This is a genomic window from Pseudomonas sp. ZS1P83 (genome assembly GCF_054897825.1).
Genome location: NZ_CM142706.1, coordinates 1,553,526 through 1,570,681, shown reverse-complemented (window position 1 = coordinate 1,570,681; position 17,156 = coordinate 1,553,526). Strand labels below are relative to the sequence as shown.

Genomic DNA, 17,156 nt, shown 5'->3' with positions numbered 1-17,156 from the left:
ATAGATGCCTGCATGAAGTTTTATTTAGAAAGACTGCACTCATTTCTTGGCAAAATGCCGCGCAACGTTGTGAACTCTTAATCAGGCCCGCCCTATGACCCGCATCTTGACCATCGAAGACGACGCCGTGACTGCCCGGGAAATCGTCGCCGAATTGAGCAGCCACGGCCTCGACGTGGATTGGGTCGACAACGGCCGCGAGGGTCTTGCGCGTGCGGTCAGTGGCAACTATGACCTGATCACCCTCGACCGCATGCTGCCCGAGCTCGATGGTCTGGCGATCGTCACCACGCTGCGGACCCTGGGCGTGGCCACGCCGATCCTGATGATCAGCGCCCTCTCCGACGTCGATGAGCGTGTGCGCGGCTTGCGTGCGGGCGGTGACGATTACCTGACCAAACCGTTTGCCACTGATGAAATGGCCGCCCGGGTCGAAGTCCTGCTACGCCGACAGAACACCGTGACAGCCCAAGCCACCACCTTGCGGGTGGCGGATCTGGAGCTGAACCTGATCAGCCATGAAGCCAGTCGCGACGGTCAGCTGCTGACACTGTTGCCTACCGAGTACAAGTTGCTGGAGTTCCTGATGCGCAACACCGGGCAGATTCTGTCGCGGATGATGATTTTCGAAGAGGTCTGGGGTTACCACTTCGACCCCGGCACTAACCTGATCGACGTGCACATCGGCCGGCTGCGCAAAAAAATCGACCCGCCAGGCAATGTCCCACTGATTCGGACCGTGCGAGGCTCGGGTTATGTCATTGCTGAACCCCTCTAACGGCTGGCGCTCTTCCAGCAGCCGTTTGCTGGCGCTCTACAGTTCGCTGTTCGTGCTCTGGAGCGGGATCCTCATGGGGGTCATGTACTACGAGGTTTCCGCTTACCTGGACAACCTGGCCAAACACTCGCTGATGCAACGTCAGCACCTGTTTTCACACTTTTCGGGCGAACAACTGGCAGACGCGCTCGCCGTCAGCATGACCTTCGACATTCGCGGCATCGATGCCTATGGCTTGTTCGATAACCAGCATCGCTACCTCAGCGGCGCTCTGCAGCACATTCCCGAAGGGCTGGCGCTGGACGGCAAGATTCACATGCTCAGCGACTGCGCCGATTCCGACGACCCGACCCTGCCCGCCGACAGTTGCGACGCGGTGGCGACCCAGACAAAGGACGGGCGCTGGCTGGTGCTGGTGCGGGACAACGGTTCGTTGTTCGCCGTCACCCGGATCATCCTTCATGCGTTGTTCTGGGGCGTGACGTTGACGATCCTCCCGGGCATCGCCGGTTGGCACTTGTTGCGCCGCCGTCCACTGCGGCGAATACGCGCGATTCAGGCCAGCGCCGAGGCCATCGTCGCGGGCGACCTGACCCGGCGACTGCCACTGTCCAATCGCCGCGATGAGCTGGACATGCTCGCCGCTATCGTCAACGCCATGCTCGAACGTATCGAGCGCTTGATGAACGAGGTCAAGGGCGTCTGCGACAACATCGCCCATGACTTGCGCACGCCGCTGACCCGCCTGCGGGCGCAGCTGTACCGGATTCAGCAGCAGGCTGACGACGGTTCGACGCTGGCCGTGCAACTGGATTCAGTGCTCGGTGAGGCGGATACCTTGATGGCGCGTTTTCGTGGGTTGCTGCGGATTTCCGAACTGGAAGATCGCCAGCGCCGCTCGGGTTTTGTACAGCTGGATCCGGTGCCGTTGCTGCAGGAACTGCATGCGTTTTATCTGCCGCTGGCAGAAGAAGGCGAACTGGATTTCCAGTTGCAGCTGCCTGAAGGCTTGCCGCTGCTCAATGGCGATCGAGCGCTGTTGTTCGAAGCCGTGGCAAACCTGTTGAGCAACTCGATCAAATTTACACCGCCCGGTGGCGAGGTGATTTTGCGTGGGCTCAATGAAGGCGGGCGTACACGAATCGAAGTGCTCGATTCGGGTCCGGGCATTCCGGTGGCTGAGCGAGAGGCGGTGTTTCGACGCTTTTATCGTGCAGAGGGTGGTCATCAGAAAAGCGGGTTTGGGTTGGGGCTGTCGATCGTTGCGGCGATTGTGAGCTTGCATGGGTTTACGCTTGAGGTGGGCAGCAGTGAACTCGGCGGTGCGCGGTTGGTGCTCGATTGCCAGCAAAGCCTGGTTCCACAGACCTGACACTAACTCAAGAACACGACAGCGAATTCGGCCTCGGTGCCGGGATCTGGAGCCGCGACATCGGCCGCGTGCATCGGGTCGCCGCGCAACTCGAAGCGGGTCGAATCGTGGTCAACGAGTACAGCGGCGGTTTCGTGCAGATGCCGTGCGGCGGGTTCAAGCAGTTCTTCGACCAGGCCTTGAGCGACGGCGATCCGGGACGGGATATGACGCAGGTGGTGCAGGTGCTGGAGCAGTTGGCGGGCGTTACGTTGCAAGGGTAGGTTCAGTCACCTCCTCGCCATCGCTGCTTTTGTGATTTGTAACTGCATTTTGGGAACCGTCTGACATCAATTCGTTTGCGCCCTTGATAGCGTTGCACTGAACCCGGCTCCAGGACGTTCTGTTGTGATTAGGCCATGGAAGGTCTTTCACACGTGTTGCATCAACGTCCCGGAGCCTGTGCTACGTCACCAGACAAGGAACACTGGATGTTTGACGCTAACCCACACGCCCGTTTCAGCCTCACGATCAAAGACTTTGAACATGACCTTCAGGTGCTCAGCTTCACCGGCAAGGAGTTCATCAGCCAGCCTTACGCCTTTGAGATCGAGCTGGTCAGCGACAGGCGAGACCTTAACCAGAACGACCTGTTGAATAAATTGGCCTTTCTCGCTTTCAACGACGCTGGCGACGGCATTCACGGGCAAATTCATTGCGCAGGCAAAAGTAGTCTCGGAAATGGCCTGACCCGCTACAGCGTGACGCTGGTGCCTCGGTTGGCGTACCTGGACCACCGCGTCAATTGCCGCATTTTTCAGCAAATGACCGTCCCGCAAATCATTGCGCAGGTGCTGGAAGGTCACGGCATTCATCGTGATTTCCACCAGTTTCAGCTGGGCAGCGCTTATCCGGACCGTGAGTATTGCGTTCAGTACAACGAGTCAGATCGCCAGTTCATAGAACGCCTCTGCCAAGAGGAAGGTCTGCACTACCACTTTCAGCACAGCCGCGAAAAACATGTGATGGTGTTTGGCGACGACCAGACCGTTTTTCCCAGGCTCGACCGTCCGACACGCTATAAACACGACAATGGCATGGTCGCCGAAACGCCGGTGATCAACCACTTTGACGTGCAAGTGAAAGCGGGCACCAGCCGCACCACTCGCCGCGATTATGACTTCAACAAAGCACGTATTTTGCTGGAGGCCGAGAGCAGGTCTGATATTTCCAAGGCTCAGCCGGATCTGGAGGATTACCAGTACCCCGGTCGTTTTACCCAGCGCGATCGCGGCAAGCTGTTGAGTCGACGCGCACAGGAGCGCCACCGCGGCGGGTGCCGTGTGGCGCGGGGTAAAAGCGATCAACCGGCGCTGCTCTCCGGGCACTTCCTGCCACTGTCCGAACATCCGGACGAAGAATGGAACGACCTGTGGTTACTGACCGAAATCGAGCATGAAGGGGCGCAGCCGCAGGTCCTGCAACAGTACGCGGCATACACCGGCACCGCCGATGAAAACGGCTTTCAGGGTTATCGCAACCAGTTCCTCGCCACGCCTTGGGAAGTGATCTACCGCTCGCCGCTGACGCATAACAAACCACGCATCGCCGGCAATCAGAGCGCAGTGGTCACCGGCCCGAAAGGCGAGGAAATCCACTGCGACGACTACGGTCGGGTCAAGGTGCAGTTCTTCTGGGATCGCGAAGGCCGTCACGACGATAAAAGCAGTTGCTGGCTGCGGGTCTCCTCCCTCCTGGCCGGCAATGCCTTTGGCGGCGTTGCCGTGCCGAGAGTCGGCATGGAGGTCCAGGTCAGTTTTCAGGACGGCGACCCCGATCATCCCGAAATCAGCGGCTGTCTGCCCAACAGCGCCAACCCGGTGCCCTACGAATTACCTGCGAACAAAACCCGCAGCGTATTCCGCTCCCGCAGCTCGCCGGACAGCACAGGGTTCAGCGAACTGCACGTTGAAGACCGTGCCGGTCAGGAATTGATTTATCTGCGCGCCCAGCGGGACATGGAACAGCGGATAGAAAACGACAGCCGTCTGGAGGTCGGCAACGAGCAACGCACCACCGTCATGGGCGACAGCTTTACGGTGCTGGAAGCCACGGAGCATCGAACCACGACCGGTGACCGGCACATACAGCTCAAGGCCAACGACTATCTGCAAGTTGTTGGCAACAGCCACACCCACGTAGATCAAACGCTTGCGCTTAGCGCCCGCCGGGTGGTTGTTATTGAAGCCGACCTTATCATTCTGAAGGCCGAGACCAGGTTCTCAATCGAAGCCGGTGGTGAACATTTACAGGTAGGCGGCGGCGGAATATTCGGCAGCAGCGAACTCCAGATCGGTGGTGCTCCAATGCGAGTGCCAGCCGCCTCAGTCGCTGCGCCTCGGTCAGTTGATGGCTTGTCTGTGCCACCCGAACTGCCGCCGATGCTCGCGTCTTCCCAGCCCGCACTGATGGCGGCAAGCAACGCGCTGGCGGCGGACTTCTGCCCGATCTGCGAAGCCTGCCGAGAGGGCGTCTGCCCAACGGAAGGAACCGCCGCATGATCAACACACTGCCCCGCCGATGGATGAACGAACAGCGCCGCTCTGGCCATGAACTTTGCCTGGTGCTGGACTCGCAGAACGAGCGCGAAACCCGTCAGCTGTTAATGAAGTCCAGCGGACATGACCACTACCTGAACGTCTACAACGCAACAACCCTCGCGAATCTGGCCGATGCCGGTCCGTTCATTTTTACTCTGGATCAGTCCGGCGACAGACGCCTCGATGACCTGCTCGATCATCCCGAACGCAACTGGGGCTGGCTCGCGAGCGTGGAAAAAGGCGCCTTGCGCGGGTTGGTCAATCATTGGCAACAGCGGTTGATTGTCGGGACGCGTCCCTATCAGGCGCTGTATCGCTTTCACGACAACCGAGTGTTGAGTCGCGCGCTAAAACATCTGCCAGCTGAAGAATATCCGGCCTTCCTCGGGCCGGCGATCAGCGTTTGCTACTGGGATGGCACAGCCTGGAACACCGCTCAAAACCCTGCCCCCGGAACGTACCCTGTGCCAGACAAACCACTCTGGTTGCGCACGCCCCTTCCCCAACCGCAGGCCTCGGAAATTCGCCGGCTCAACGCCCATCGTTACTTGCTGGCCGAGCATGTTGAGGCCTACGCCAACCTTGCCGAAGTGCATGATCCTGATGCGTGGTTGCGTGAGCGATTGGCCATGGCGGATGCATGGGGCTGGTTGGAGCCGGAGCAGTTGGAGTTTCTGTTGATTCAGAGTTTGCAGGTGCCGGGTTTTACGTTATCGCCACATTGGGAGGTGCGGGGTGATGAGAGTCCGGTGGAGCACTTTGAACGGGTGCGGCAGTTGGTGGATTTTTGGCAGGGAGATGCGCCGATATGAGATATGCATTACGCATCGCGAGTGTGGGTTGTTGCCTTGCGTTGGCCATGGGTTGCTCGACTGGGCAACCAGACACATTCACCTTCACCGCCGATTTACCGCCCGATTTTGCCTACAAGGCCATCGCCGAGTATGTGCCCGCCAAAGGCGAAACCTGCACCGTGCCGGGGGGAAGGAATACGGCCGTCGGGTACAACATGAAGTGGCGTGAAAGTTACACGCCGAATTCTGAAATTGCCATGTATCGGACGGTCAGTGGCTGTCCGCTGGTGATCAGGCGCATCAAGCTGGATATCAACTCATCTTATTGGACACATCGGGGAGATTTCGGTGGGGACAGTGCAATGGTTATCGTCCGCGATGACCTGGAGGAACAGCACAAGGGCACGTTCAATGAAGCGGGTGAAAGCACTTTCTACGGCCATTGTCAGTGGCTGTTTCGCACTTCGGGTGCGCAGCGACGCATTGTCAAAATTCTTGATTGCAAAACAGCGAACGCCCGAGGCGAGCCGCAACGTGGCCGCCCGGTTTCGGGGTATAGCCTCGATCAGCTGAAAGGCAAAACCGTAAAAATGAAGATCACGTTGGCCGCAGAGGAAAGGCCTGGTTGGGGTGACACATGGGTCGAAGTACCCGGTGGATGGAAGCGCTGCATGGGAAAAGGTTTTGAAGATCAGGATGCGTTCTGTTTTGGAAATCACTCCGATTTCAGCACTTTCAAAATGCCAGATGGCCGTATCTGCACTATTTACCCTGGCTGCACGGAATAAGGAAATTTGGACATGGCATCTTTGGAAAAAGAACTTGCATCACCATTGAGCAGCAGCGTGCTGACATGCCCCTTACAAGGTAAATGGAGCAGCTTCCAACTGGTCGACGAATTCGGATCAGGCGAGCCGTACTCGGGGCTGGCTTATTCAGTAACGGACTCTGAAGGCCAGAAATACAATGGGCATCTAGATATCACAGGGACGGGTAAAATCAACAACCACTTTGCGGGGCCCATTGCGTTGGTTCTCGACCAGAAATATGAAGGGGAGGAAATCGTTTATGTGCGAGCCCAAACAAGACCGCACTACCCGCTCAAAATCACTGAACTTCAAGTACGCGCCGAACAAACCCGCTACCAGAACCAAAACTCAACCCGCACCCGGACAAACCCCGCACAAGCCTGCGCAGATGAGTTCCTCCAAATAGAAGTACGTCACTTGGTAGAGCATGTTTCTCACCTGCCACCCGAGGTCTATCGTCATTATCCCCACAGCCCGAACCGAGCGAAAATCATGGGTGAACATGGGAAGCTCGGCGTTGCGCTGATGCCCCTTAAACACACGGTTCTGGAAGTGCGTCCTCTGCGAGCCTTGCGACCAATGCTGTCGACCGACCCGGAGTTCTGCGCGCTGAATCTCTACCAGCTCGCGCTGATGGCGACGCTGAGTTATTGCCCTTTCGGGCAGCAGCCAGAAGGTCATCCGGTTGAAACGACGACCGTTACCTTCCCGATACAACCCAGCGTGGGAAATTGGTTCGGCGATGCGTTGGCCAAGGCTGATGAGTTGTGGCGTGTCAACGCGGCGCAAAAAAGCGCCTTCTACCCTCTGTATGAGGATGTGCCGTACTCCAAGCGTCTGGAGATCGTGCCGTTCGATCCAGGCCTTTATAAGGCCAACGCACTCGATCAAGAAAGCGCGCAGGAACATCCTGCCAAAATTCACTTTCTCGATGACAGAACACTTGGCGCAGAGTCGACCGATACCCAAGCCTTCATCACTCACAACGACGAACTGATCCTGATCGCTGTACGGGGTACCGCTCAATATTGGGCGGATGGACGGCGCGATGCCGACGCCTCCCAAGTGCGGTTTGAAGACACCGACAGCAAAGTACATAAAGGTTTCTACGAGTCCGCGCAGACAGCCTACGAATTCGTTGTTAACTACCTCGAAAAATTTTACGCCGGACAGAAGCTCATGATTTGCGGCCACAGCCTTGGTGGTGCAGTGGCATTGCTGCTCTCCGAAATGCTGCGTCGTCGCCCGGGCTTCGAGTACACCCTCCAGCTCTACACCTACGGCGCCCCCCGCGCGGGCGATGCCAACTTCGTGGCCGGCGCGAAGGACTTGGTGCATTATCGTGTCGTCAATCACAACGACCCGGTGCCGAGTGTGCCGGGCAGGTGGACGGATACCAAGGCCGATGTGATTAAGATGGGGTTGGCCTTGACGTTCGTCAACGTGCCGGCCGGTTTGTCGGTGTTTTTTGCGGGCATCACGAACTGGAATGGCGAGCCCTACGATCACCACGGCAAGTTGCAGCACTTCATGCCGGTGGAATTCAGCAGTGGGGAAAAGTCCGCGATCCTGTGGGAACCCGGCTGCGACACCATCACCCAACATGCCGCGTGCAGTTTGGCGCTTCAACAAAAAAACGGGTTGCCGCATCGGCCGCCATTGCTGCAGATCTTCCACGTCTTGGATCATTTGATGACCGGTGGGTATGTTCCGGCGTGTTGGGCGGTTCTGCTGCGGTGGCAGGAAGCGCACGAGAAGAAGCGTTCGCGGGTTACGGATCTTGAGTTTAATTGGGTCGCGGGTTCGCTGGCACGCATCACCACACAGTTGCGTGAAATAGAACGTGGTTTGCCGGCGCGTTCGGAGGCTTACGCACGCACTCAGGAGAACAACGTCCGAGCACTCGGCCTGGAAAAAAGCAAAATTGAAATCACAGTCGATCGCTTGAAACGCGTTCGTGAAGAGCGGGTTACGGCACACGCGCTTTACGGGTCGCTGTCGGAACAGCCTGAGCAACTGGCGGCTAACGTGGCGCGCTGGCTGGCGCATCCTGAGAACAAGGTCAAGGAACCGTTCGCCATGGCGCCGGAAGACCCTGAGGGGGATGCGCTGACGGCTTCGATCTATGGGCACACCGTCGGGGCACCGTACACGCTGGATATCGATTCGATCTGTTAAACACCCCGTGTTTAAAAGCCTTCCAGGTTACTTCCCGAGAGCTACAGCGCCTTGCGTCATTGCCTACGGTTACGCCAGAATCCGCCGGCTTGTGCGCCTTGGGCCTGGGCTTTATCGTTTCCCGGTCGCTGAAAAACAGCGATGGGGTTTGGTAGCCCCGGGTTATACAAGGTGCAACGCATCGCCATTTGGGGCATTTTTTGTCTCGGCTTTATGGTGGTCATGCACAGGGCGCCTTCGGGCGCGCCGGTTTCCTTGTGCCCGGTCTACCAACCTGCGTATGGCCGCCACCCTTCGTTTGGTAGCGAGGGTGATGGCTCCTCGTTTGTCGCATAAGGAGTTTCATCTATGTTCAAAGTAACGCCCAACCCGCCGGACACCGATCCAGCATCTCCCTCCGAAAACCTCGATTCAGAAAAACTCCACGAAGACCCCGACCGCATCCCGTCCTATGCCGACATCCGAGCCACCCCGCGCAGACTCACCACGATGTACGTCATCGATCCGCACATCAACACCGAAGACCTGCTGGGTAACGCATGCGAATCGCTGGCCTCCGCCCATGTCATGACCATGGACCTGGCAGATCGCACGCACGGCCCCAATCGCAACACTCTGCTGGGCATCGCGCAAGTCATCATGCTGGGTGAACTGACGGTGAATCGGGCGCTGGACCGACTCGACCCGATCGAGTAGCCGCTGACTCGGTGCTATCCAACTGTGTGAGCGAGCAGGCTCGCTCACACAGGTTTTGCGTTCACGGATGAAATCGCCAATCTGCTGGCTTTCATCGCAGCCTCAAGGTTTGCTGCTTTACTTAACAGACCCCCGAAGCCCTGCGAGTAGCCCTGCCATGAACCGCAACGACCTGCGCCGCGTGGACATGAACCTGTTGGTGATTTTCGAAACCCTTCTCAGGCCTGCGTGCCCTGTTGGCGGGCACCGACATGCTCGCCGCAGTGCCGAATTACGCGGCGTGCGCGTTGATCGAAGGCAGCAGCCAGTTGCGTGCCGACGACCCGCCGTTTGACATCGTACTGTCCGAACTGTCCATGGTCTGGAACGGCGTCAACGATAACGATCCGGCAGAACGTTGGTTGCGCTGGCGAATCGCCCAACACATCGCGGCGCCACTGCCGGTGTATTAATCGATTTGAAAGACTCGGGTCGGTTTCGCGCAGGTATATCGGCATGTCCGTCATCGGCGGCATGGCCGGAATCTCGAAATACATCTGGATCCCCCAGCCGCGGTGATAACTGGCGTGATTGACCACATGCATCAGCATCGCGCCGGCGCTCATGGTGCCACTTTCCCCCGAGACAAAGGTGAACTCAACGGGCTTATCCAGCGAGACATCGGTCTGCCGGGCGCTCCAGTCGCAGTACCAGCGATCGATGTCCTTTTGCGCCATGTGCAACTCAGCGAGTTCGGGATGCAGCAAAGTGAACGGCATTGCAAACGCTGATTACCGGTCACTTCGCCGCGACGCGATCTGTGTAGCCGCTGCGTTGTGGCGAGGGGATTTATCCCCGTTCGGCTGCGAAGCAGTCGTGAATTCAGACAACGCGGTGCATCAGATAGACCGTGCGTTCAGGTTTTACGACTGCTTCGCAGCCGAACAGGGATAAATCCCCTCGCCACAGCGCTGCTCGACAGCTGCTACAAGGATTGCGTCGTCAGATGGTCCACCACCCGATCGGCCAGCACCAGGCAACTGGTCAACCCCGGTGATTCGATACCGAACAGGTTCACCAGCCCAGGCACGCCATGTTCGGCCGGGCCACTGATGACGAAGTCGGCAGCCGGTTCGGTCGGCCCGGTGATTTCCGGGCGGATGCCGCTGTAGGCAGGTTGCAGACTGTTATCGGGTAATGCCGGCCAGTAGCGCCGGATCGCCTCGTAGAAGCGCTGAGCTTTTTCAGAGGCAGTCTTTGGTCTGATCACGCATCGACAGGGAACTCCTGACGACCGCCACGCATCCTAATAGATGAGGCACTTCCTTTTTTGCTTCCCGTTTTAAGAGGACACCGTCATGCGCCGTCTGATTATCATCTCTTCCCTTCTGCTGTGTTTACCCTTCGGCTCCGCTATGGCCAAAGTGGATGCAGGCGATGTCGCCACGTCAGCCGGGGTTTCCGCATCGTTGTACTCGACGTTCAAGGACCACAAACTCATGATTCCTGCCCGGGATGACGCCTCCAGCTTCGTTGCCAGTGACGGTGCGATTCGTGGGGCTTATCTGGAGTCGGTCTTAAAACAGATTCGTCAGGACAATCCCGGTCTCAACGCCAGTGACGAAGACCTGGCCAGAGCGATCCTCGTCCAGGATGGCATTGCTGCGGGTCAATGAAGGCTGAAAAAATAGCGGTGGGGCTCGCAACACCCGGATAGCGTTTGCAGCCCTACTTTGCTTCAGCGCCTGTGAATAAACGCGCCCACCCCGCCACCAATTGCGCGTTGATGCTCACGCCGCCGCACACCACAATCACTACATCATGGGCATCGGCAATCGCCGGATGGTCCAGGTATCCAATCGCCAACGAAACACCACACGCAGGCTCGACCAACTGACGCAAGTCGTTGGCGTAACGGACCACGCCCATGATCGCCTCGTCATCGCTGAGCACCACGCACTCGTGGGGAAAGTCGAGGATGTGCTGCACCGGCCAGGCGGCTACCTGAGCAGCACCAAGCGAAGTGGCAACGGTGTCGATCCGCGGCAGTCTGACCGGATGCCCGGCAGCAACCGCGGTCGCAAAAGAAGCCGCCCCCCGGGTTTCGCAAGCAATGATCCGGCAGTCCATGCGGTCATGGCGAATCAGCCCGGTGAGGATCCCCGCCAGCAAACCACCACCCCCTACCGACGTCACCACGGCATCGACCTGAGGACAGTCTTCGAGGATTTCATCGACTATCGTGCTGTGCCCTTCCCACAACACCGGGTGATCGAAAGCAGGCACGTATTCGGTGTCCGCGTCCTGTGAGAGTTCCTTCGCCCGTTGATTTGCGTCGTCCCAGAGCTTGCCGTGGACAATCACCTCGGCACCGGTTTTCCTGATCCGTGCGCGGGTGGTTTCCGGTGTGGTGTGCGGCACCACAATGCAGGCTGTCAACCCCAGGCTGGCGGCAGCCACGGCGGTGGCAAACCCGGCATTGCCGCCGGAAGGACAGACGACTTTGCGTTTGCCCTGCGCCTTTGCCTGACTGCACAAAAGGCCCATGCCGCGCAATTTGAACGAGCCGCTGGGTTGCAGGTTTTCCAGTTTGAGCCAGATCCGCCGGGCCGGCGTCGACAGGCTCGGGTGCAGAATCAACGGTGTTCTGATGTGAAGCATGGTGGAATTCCTTAAGGGTGAACGGCCCTAATCCAAGCTTAGTTCACCCTGCCCCGGCGGTTACCGTCTTAGCGATAACGCGGTGCCGCCGTGGAATTGCCGAACAAACCTGAAAGCGTCTGACGCTGGGCTTCGTAGGCGTCCCACTGATCGCCTTCGTACGAATGCCTTTGTCCGCCAGCTCGCAGCAGCATGACACCGCCGACCCCGGCATTATTGAGCGGGCGACCAGAATCAGGTCGTAACCCTGCCGGGCCAGACGGTCGGCATACATCGCGCCGATGCCCGAAGATGCGCCAGTGATCAGTGCGGTGCCTTTGGATGAGAGGGCCATGTCGATTTTCTTCACAGTGAGGCGATATGTTCGCCGGGTGTGAACCGTTATAAATGGACTCACGCTCGTCTCAAATGATGTTTAAAGTATGTTTTTCGGACATGACCTTTTGAGGGCATTTCGATGACTTCCGTGGCGTTTGTAGTGTTTGAAGGGTTCCAGTTCATGGCGCTGGCGGCCATGCCGGTGTTCGAGTACGCCAATTTCAGCGCCGGCGAGGCACTCTATGAAGTGAGCGTGGTGTCCGAAGATGGCCGCACGTTGCGTGCTTCTGGCGGTTTGAGTGTCGGCACCCAGGCTTTCGGTGAGCAAGTGTTCGATACAGTGATTGTAGTTGGCGGCGATGCCATCCTCGAGCAGGCACCCGAGGGCGTGCTGAATTACCTGCGTGCAAACGTTAAAACCGTACGACGAACGGCGTCGATCTGCTCCGGAGCGTTCGTCCTGGCCCAGGCGGGTTTGCTCGACGGACGGCGGGTCACCACCCATTGGGCTTATGCACGGGAGCTGCAAGCGCGGTTTCCGTCTATCAAAGTGGAAGAAGACCGCATCTACGTCGTCGACGGTTCGATCTGGACTTCCGCCGGGATGACCGCCGGCATCGACCTGGCGCTGGCCATGGTTGAAAAGGATCACGGCGCCGCACTGGCCCGTTCCGTGGCGCAGAAACTGGTGATGTACCACCGCCGCGCGGGAGGCCAGTCGCAGCACTCGGCGCTGCTGGAACTGGAAGCTAAATCCGACCGCATTCAAACCGTCCTCGGCTATGCGCGAGAACACCTCACCGAGACGTTGTCGGTGGAGCAACTGGCGGACGTCGCGCGCCTCAGCCCTCGGCAATTCAGCCGGGCCTTCCGGGCGGAAACTGGTCAATCGCCGGCCAAGGCCATCGAAAACCTGCGTCTGGAAACGGCGCGTCAGATGCTGGAGCGCGGGCGACTGACCCTCGATCAAATCGCCGAGGAGTCGGGCTTCAGCGACTGCCGCCGCATGCGCGAAGCTTTCCTTCGAGCGTTCGGGCAGCCGCCACAGGTGATTCGACGCAATGCCCGTTCGGCGTAGGATGAAACGTGTCAGGTCCACGTGTGGAGATGCAGATGAAAATCTCGGCCAAACTGGCGTTTTTCGCCATTATCACCACCCTCGCCTACCTCGGCCTCGCGGTTTGGGGGCTTGGCGGATTTTCGGCGTTTTTCGCTCATGCACCGCTGGTGGTCATTGCGCTTGCTACGTTGGTGATGGCCATCGCGTCCTTGTTCACCGAGGTTAACTTGAGTTCCGGCGAACGTGAAGACCGGGCCAATCGCTGGGTGCTGCCGGCGTTCGGGGTGATCGGATTATTGAGCGGGTACCTGCCGGCCTATACCGACCGGATCGACTTCTGGACCTTGGGTGGCGAAGGTGTGCGTTGGCTCGGGGCGTTGCTGTTCATCATTGGCGGCGCGCTGCGGCTCTGGCCGGTGTTTGTGCTGGGCAAGCGTTTCAGCGGACTGGTGGCAATTCAGCCGGGGCACAGGCTGGTCACCAACGGGATTTATCGCACCTTGCGTAACCCCAGTTACCTGGGGCTGATGATCAATGCCGTGGGCTGGGCACTGGCGTTTCGTTCCGGCGTTGGCCTGTTGCTGGCAGCGGCGACGCTGATCCCGCTGATCGCCCGCATTCACTCCGAAGAAGCACTGTTAAGGGCGCAGTTCGGCAGCGAATATGAGGCTTACTGCGCCCGCAGTTGGCGGTTGATTCCTCGGGTTTACTGACGGCCACGCGGCTCAAGGCGCAGCAGGCCTTCAGCCTCCACGCGGCTGCCGACGGACTCATAGCTGGCGAGTGTGGCGTGCGGGGTCTGGAGCGGATGGTCGTGGGTCGAGGTCACCACGATCAGGTCCGCGCCCGCCGCCTCGGCCGCGAGAATACCCACGGTGGCGTCTTCGAAAATCAGGCAATCGGCCGGTTCAACGCCCAACCGTTCAGCCGCCAGTCGATAGCCCGCGGGATCGGGTTTGCCGGCACTGACGTCTTCGGCAGTGACCATCACCAAAGGTTGCGCAATGCCCGCCGCGGCCATCCGCCGCAGCGCCAATGCCTTCGGCGCCGAGGTGACGATCGCCCATTGGTTGGCGGGCAGCGACTTCAGAAAGTCTGCCGCGCCAGGCACCTCAATGATCCCCTCGACATCCTCGATTTCTGCCTCAGTGATGAACGCCGCTTCAGCCTCGGCATTCACCCCGGGCAACGCCAGACGATTGATGGTGTCGATGGCGCGAACGCCATGGATGGTTGGGAGGAAGGTGTCGACATCGACGCCGTGGCGCAAGGCCCAGGCCGCCCAGATTCGCTCGGCAGCGGCGATGGAATTGAGGACGGTGCCATCCATATCGAACAGAAAAGCGCGGTACGGGGTGTTGAAGACGGAATCGTGAGCAGACAAGGGGGGGCTTCCTCTCGCAAGTGCAGGCGGGTTCGCCGAGCAATGTAGCATTGGCGAGGCAGGAGCTGCCGCAGGTTCTACAGGGTACGTTTCGACTTCAAGGCATCTGCTACACAGTCCAGCAACTGCCCAAGCGCCCATGGTTTCTGGATGAATGAAACCGAATGCCTGACCCCGGCGCTTTCCGGTGTTTCGAAGCCAGACATGATCATGATCGGTTTGTCCGGCCAGCGGTCGCCAAACAGATTGGCCAGGCCCGCGCCATTGAGTTTGCCCGGCATGGTGATGTCCGTGAGCAACAAGCTTACCTTTTGTGCATGCAGTTCCAGGTATTTCGATGCGGCGTCTGCGCTGGCCTGCGGTTCAACCACAAAGCCTTCCTCCTGAAGAATTTCGCAGAGAAACTCCAGGATCAGCGGGTCGTCCTCCACCACAAGAATCAACCCGCCAGGGAGATGATTGCCCGCCGTCGATACTGGACTCATGACTGTGCCACTCCCTGATTACCCGAATAATTTCGCGGCTCAAATCCGCTGTATATCAGGTATGAGCAGCGGACTCGGCGGAAAATTCATTTTTGATACAACCGGGTGATGAAATCAGGGTCTGGCCTCGAAGGATGGGTTCGAATCAGTACGACGGAGCGTCTTTTTTCATGGTGTCCTTGGACATCTCGTCCTTCTTCATTCCGTCCTTGGACATGGTGTCTTTCTTCATCGTGTCCTTGCTCATGGAATCGTTGGACATGTCATCCTTTTTCATCGTGTCCTTCTTCATCGTGTCTTTATGCATGGCGTCTTTGGACATCGAGTCTTTGCTCATACTGTCATTGCTCATGCCGTTATTGGTTGTTGCATCGGCGGCAAACACGCTGGCAGTGCCCAACGCGATGCACATGGACAGAACGGCGGTCGTTAACGTTTTCATGATGAAACTCCTTGAAGCACAGGTTGCGAATGAGCGCAGCGAGCGCTACGCAGTGAAGTGGCCAGGCACCGTCAGCTGCCACCGAACCAGTTGTAGCCCTGGTCTTCCCAGTAGCCACCCGGATAGGTGTTGGTGACGAACATCGCCTGAATGTGTTTTGGATTCTTGTAGCCCAGCTTGGTGGGCATGCGCAGCTTCATCGGGAAGCCGTACTGGCGAGGCAACACTGCACCGTCATAGGCCAGCGTCAACAAGGTTTGCGAATGCAGTGCGGTGGCCATGTCGATGCTGGTGTAGTAGTCGTCCGCGCATTTGAAGCCGACATATTTGGCATCCGTGTCAGCACCGACCCGCTTCAGGAAGTCGCTGAACCGTACGCCACCCCAACGCCCGATCGCGCTCCAGCCTTCCACGCAAATGTGCCGGGTAATCTGTTCGGTCTGCGCCATGGCTCGCAGCTCTTCGAGCCGCCAGCTGCGCTTGTCCGTGACCAGCCCGGTCACTTCCAGTCGATAACTCTCTTCCTCCACCGTCGGCGCCTCTTCGATGCCATAAAAGGCATTGAAGGGAAACGGCCGGGTGATCATCGATTCGGGATAGGTCGGCGCCAGTGCGTTGGGGTTGAACAACCAGCCCTGCACCCGATCGTTGAATCGGGACATGCTGGACAACGCGGTTTCGACGCTTTCGTTGTCAGTGAGGTTGCAGCCGGACAACATGGCCACGCCGCCGAGGGTCAGGCTGCGCATCAGGAACGAGCGTCGTGAGCGGTCCTCGATCTGCGGTGCAAGGATCTTTCTGGCGTCTGTCAGGATGGACGACTCGTCCAGTCCTGAGCCTTCGATGCGCTTTTTCATACGGGCTCCTTGCGACCGACAATCATGGCCCACAACGTTTTGGGAACCAGCGCGACCATCACCAGATGAACCGCGACAAAGGCCACCAACAGCGACATCGCGATGAAGTGCACGTGCCGTGCGCCTTCGTAACCGCCCAGCAGTTCACGCAACAGCGCAAACTGGACGGACTTCCACAACACCAGCCCGGACATCACCAGCAGTGTGATGTCGACCATCACGAACAGGTACGCCACCCGTTGCACCTGGTTGTAATGGCTCAGATCGGCATGCCCCAACCGCCCTCTCAACGCCGCCCACAGGTCATGCAGGACACCTTTAGGCGAAACCGGGAAAAAGCGCCGTTTCAGACGACCACTGACGAGGTTGATGATCAGGTAGACAAGACCGTTGACGGCCAGAAACCACATCGCTGCGAAATGCCATTGCAACGCCCCGCCGAGCCAGCCACCCAAGGTGATCGTTTTGGGGAAACTGAAGTCGTACAGCGGGGAAGCGTTATAGATTCGCCAACCGCTGGTGACCATGACCAGCACCGCCAGGGCGTTCAGCCAATGGGTCAGCCGTAGCCAGCGGGGATGTGTGCTGACCGTGGGTGAAGCAGGCAACTGCGACATGATGGGCTCCCGGCGGTTGATCGTTGGAGCCGATTATGTGAGCCGATAGATCGCCAAATCCTCACGTAAAGTTAAATTAAACGTGATAACTCTCGGCACCTTGCAGCGGTCCTCGCGCCGCAATTGTGTTTAAAATGCCGCCCCTTC

General features: G+C 58.6%; 17 protein-coding genes and 4 pseudogenes. 12 read left to right on the top strand and 9 right to left on the bottom strand.

What is annotated here, in order from left to right; genetic code table 11:
• The first annotated feature begins 94 nt into the window (after positions 1-94).
• From ACYZT0_RS07650 to ACYZT0_RS07610, 9 genes and pseudogenes are all read left to right on the top strand, one after another.
• Entirely contained in the window at positions 95-778 is a 684-nt protein-coding gene (locus ACYZT0_RS07650; protein WP_462045300.1) for a response regulator transcription factor, read from the top strand.
• Entirely contained in the window at positions 756-2,150 is a 1,395-nt protein-coding gene (locus ACYZT0_RS07645; RefSeq protein WP_462045299.1) for a sensor histidine kinase, read from the top strand. Before ACYZT0_RS07650 ends, ACYZT0_RS07645 begins: the two co-directional genes overlap by 23 nt.
• Before the next feature lie 14 nt (positions 2,151-2,164).
• Positions 2,165-2,314 (top strand): annotated as a pseudogene (locus ACYZT0_RS07640) (aldehyde dehydrogenase family protein); the annotation flags it as partial.
• Between the two features lie 306 nt (positions 2,315-2,620).
• Positions 2,621-4,690: a type VI secretion system Vgr family protein gene (locus tag ACYZT0_RS07635; RefSeq protein ID WP_462045298.1), complete on the top strand. Its 2,070-nt coding sequence runs from the start codon at positions 2,621-2,623 to the stop codon at positions 4,688-4,690.
• Positions 4,687-5,541, top strand: coding sequence for a DUF4123 domain-containing protein (locus ACYZT0_RS07630; RefSeq protein ID WP_462045297.1), 855 nt, complete (start codon positions 4,687-4,689; stop codon positions 5,539-5,541). The genes ACYZT0_RS07635 and ACYZT0_RS07630 overlap by 4 nt, the downstream gene beginning before the upstream one ends.
• Positions 5,538-6,311 (top strand): hypothetical protein, encoded by a 774-nt coding sequence (locus ACYZT0_RS07625; protein ID WP_462045296.1) that lies wholly within the window; start codon positions 5,538-5,540, stop codon positions 6,309-6,311. Before ACYZT0_RS07630 ends, ACYZT0_RS07625 begins: the two co-directional genes overlap by 4 nt.
• A gap of 12 nt (positions 6,312-6,323) precedes the next feature.
• Entirely contained in the window at positions 6,324-8,510 is a 2,187-nt protein-coding gene (locus tag ACYZT0_RS07620; protein ID WP_462045295.1) for a lipase family protein, read from the top strand.
• A gap of 348 nt (positions 8,511-8,858) precedes the next feature.
• Positions 8,859-9,206 (top strand): DUF6124 family protein, encoded by a 348-nt coding sequence (locus ACYZT0_RS07615; RefSeq protein WP_462045294.1) that lies wholly within the window; start codon positions 8,859-8,861, stop codon positions 9,204-9,206.
• A 215-nt stretch (positions 9,207-9,421) separates the two neighbouring features.
• Positions 9,422-9,658, top strand: a pseudogene (locus ACYZT0_RS07610) (LysR family transcriptional regulator); the annotation flags it as partial.
• Here the strand turns inward: ACYZT0_RS07610 and ACYZT0_RS07605 are convergent.
• Together ACYZT0_RS07605 and ACYZT0_RS07600 are read right to left on the bottom strand one after the other, a co-directional pair.
• Positions 9,579-9,955, bottom strand: a pseudogene (locus ACYZT0_RS07605) (DinB family protein); the annotation flags it as partial. The pseudogenes ACYZT0_RS07610 and ACYZT0_RS07605 overlap by 80 nt on opposite strands.
• A 215-nt stretch (positions 9,956-10,170) precedes the next feature.
• Positions 10,171-10,455 carry an FAD-dependent oxidoreductase gene (locus ACYZT0_RS07600; RefSeq protein WP_462045293.1) on the bottom strand — a complete coding sequence of 95 codons (285 nt, stop codon included), beginning with the start codon at positions 10,453-10,455 and terminating at the stop codon, positions 10,171-10,173.
• A gap of 88 nt (positions 10,456-10,543) precedes the next feature.
• Here ACYZT0_RS07600 and ACYZT0_RS07595 point away from each other — a divergent pair, with 88 nt between their 5' ends.
• Complete coding sequence (locus ACYZT0_RS07595; RefSeq protein WP_462045292.1) at positions 10,544-10,861, top strand: DUF2388 domain-containing protein; 318 nt, start codon at positions 10,544-10,546, stop codon at positions 10,859-10,861.
• 52 nt (positions 10,862-10,913) lie between these two features.
• Here the strand turns inward: ACYZT0_RS07595 and ACYZT0_RS07590 are convergent, their stop codons facing one another.
• Both ACYZT0_RS07590 and ACYZT0_RS07585 read right to left on the bottom strand, forming a co-directional pair.
• Positions 10,914-11,846 (bottom strand): pyridoxal-phosphate dependent enzyme, encoded by a 933-nt coding sequence (locus tag ACYZT0_RS07590; protein WP_462045291.1) that lies wholly within the window; start codon positions 11,844-11,846, stop codon positions 10,914-10,916.
• Positions 11,847-12,066: 220 nt separating this feature from the next.
• Positions 12,067-12,180 (bottom strand): annotated as a pseudogene (locus tag ACYZT0_RS07585) (SDR family NAD(P)-dependent oxidoreductase); the annotation flags it as partial.
• Between the two features lie 123 nt (positions 12,181-12,303).
• Between ACYZT0_RS07585 and ACYZT0_RS07580 the strand changes: the two are divergent.
• Together ACYZT0_RS07580 and ACYZT0_RS07575 are read left to right on the top strand one after the other, a co-directional pair.
• Positions 12,304-13,242 (top strand): GlxA family transcriptional regulator, encoded by a 939-nt coding sequence (locus ACYZT0_RS07580; RefSeq protein ID WP_462045290.1) that lies wholly within the window; start codon positions 12,304-12,306, stop codon positions 13,240-13,242.
• Between the two features lie 35 nt (positions 13,243-13,277).
• Positions 13,278-13,937: a methyltransferase family protein gene (locus tag ACYZT0_RS07575; protein ID WP_462046514.1), complete on the top strand. Its 660-nt coding sequence runs from the start codon at positions 13,278-13,280 to the stop codon at positions 13,935-13,937.
• Here ACYZT0_RS07575 and ACYZT0_RS07570 read toward each other — a convergent pair.
• The 5 genes from ACYZT0_RS07570 to ACYZT0_RS07550 all read right to left on the bottom strand — a co-directional run bounded on the left by ACYZT0_RS07570 (position 13,931) and on the right by ACYZT0_RS07550 (position 17,009).
• Positions 13,931-14,608: an HAD-IA family hydrolase gene (locus tag ACYZT0_RS07570; RefSeq protein ID WP_462045289.1), complete on the bottom strand. Its 678-nt coding sequence runs from the start codon at positions 14,606-14,608 to the stop codon at positions 13,931-13,933. The two genes, ACYZT0_RS07575 and ACYZT0_RS07570, sit on opposite strands and share 7 nt — an antisense overlap.
• Positions 14,609-14,685: 77 nt before the next feature.
• On the bottom strand, positions 14,686-15,093 hold the full coding sequence (locus ACYZT0_RS07565; protein ID WP_462045288.1) for a response regulator: 408 nt from the start codon (positions 15,091-15,093) through the stop codon (positions 14,686-14,688).
• A gap of 145 nt (positions 15,094-15,238) precedes the next feature.
• Entirely contained in the window at positions 15,239-15,535 is a 297-nt protein-coding gene (locus ACYZT0_RS07560; RefSeq protein WP_462045287.1) for a pentapeptide MXKDX repeat protein, read from the bottom strand.
• 71 nt (positions 15,536-15,606) lie between these two features.
• Positions 15,607-16,392, bottom strand: a complete 786-nt coding sequence (locus ACYZT0_RS07555; RefSeq protein WP_462045286.1) for a molybdopterin-dependent oxidoreductase — start codon at positions 16,390-16,392, stop codon at positions 15,607-15,609.
• Positions 16,389-17,009: a cytochrome b/b6 domain-containing protein gene (locus tag ACYZT0_RS07550; RefSeq protein WP_462045285.1), complete on the bottom strand. Its 621-nt coding sequence runs from the start codon at positions 17,007-17,009 to the stop codon at positions 16,389-16,391. Before ACYZT0_RS07550 ends, ACYZT0_RS07555 begins: the two co-directional genes overlap by 4 nt.
• Positions 17,010-17,156: the final 147 nt, after the last annotated feature.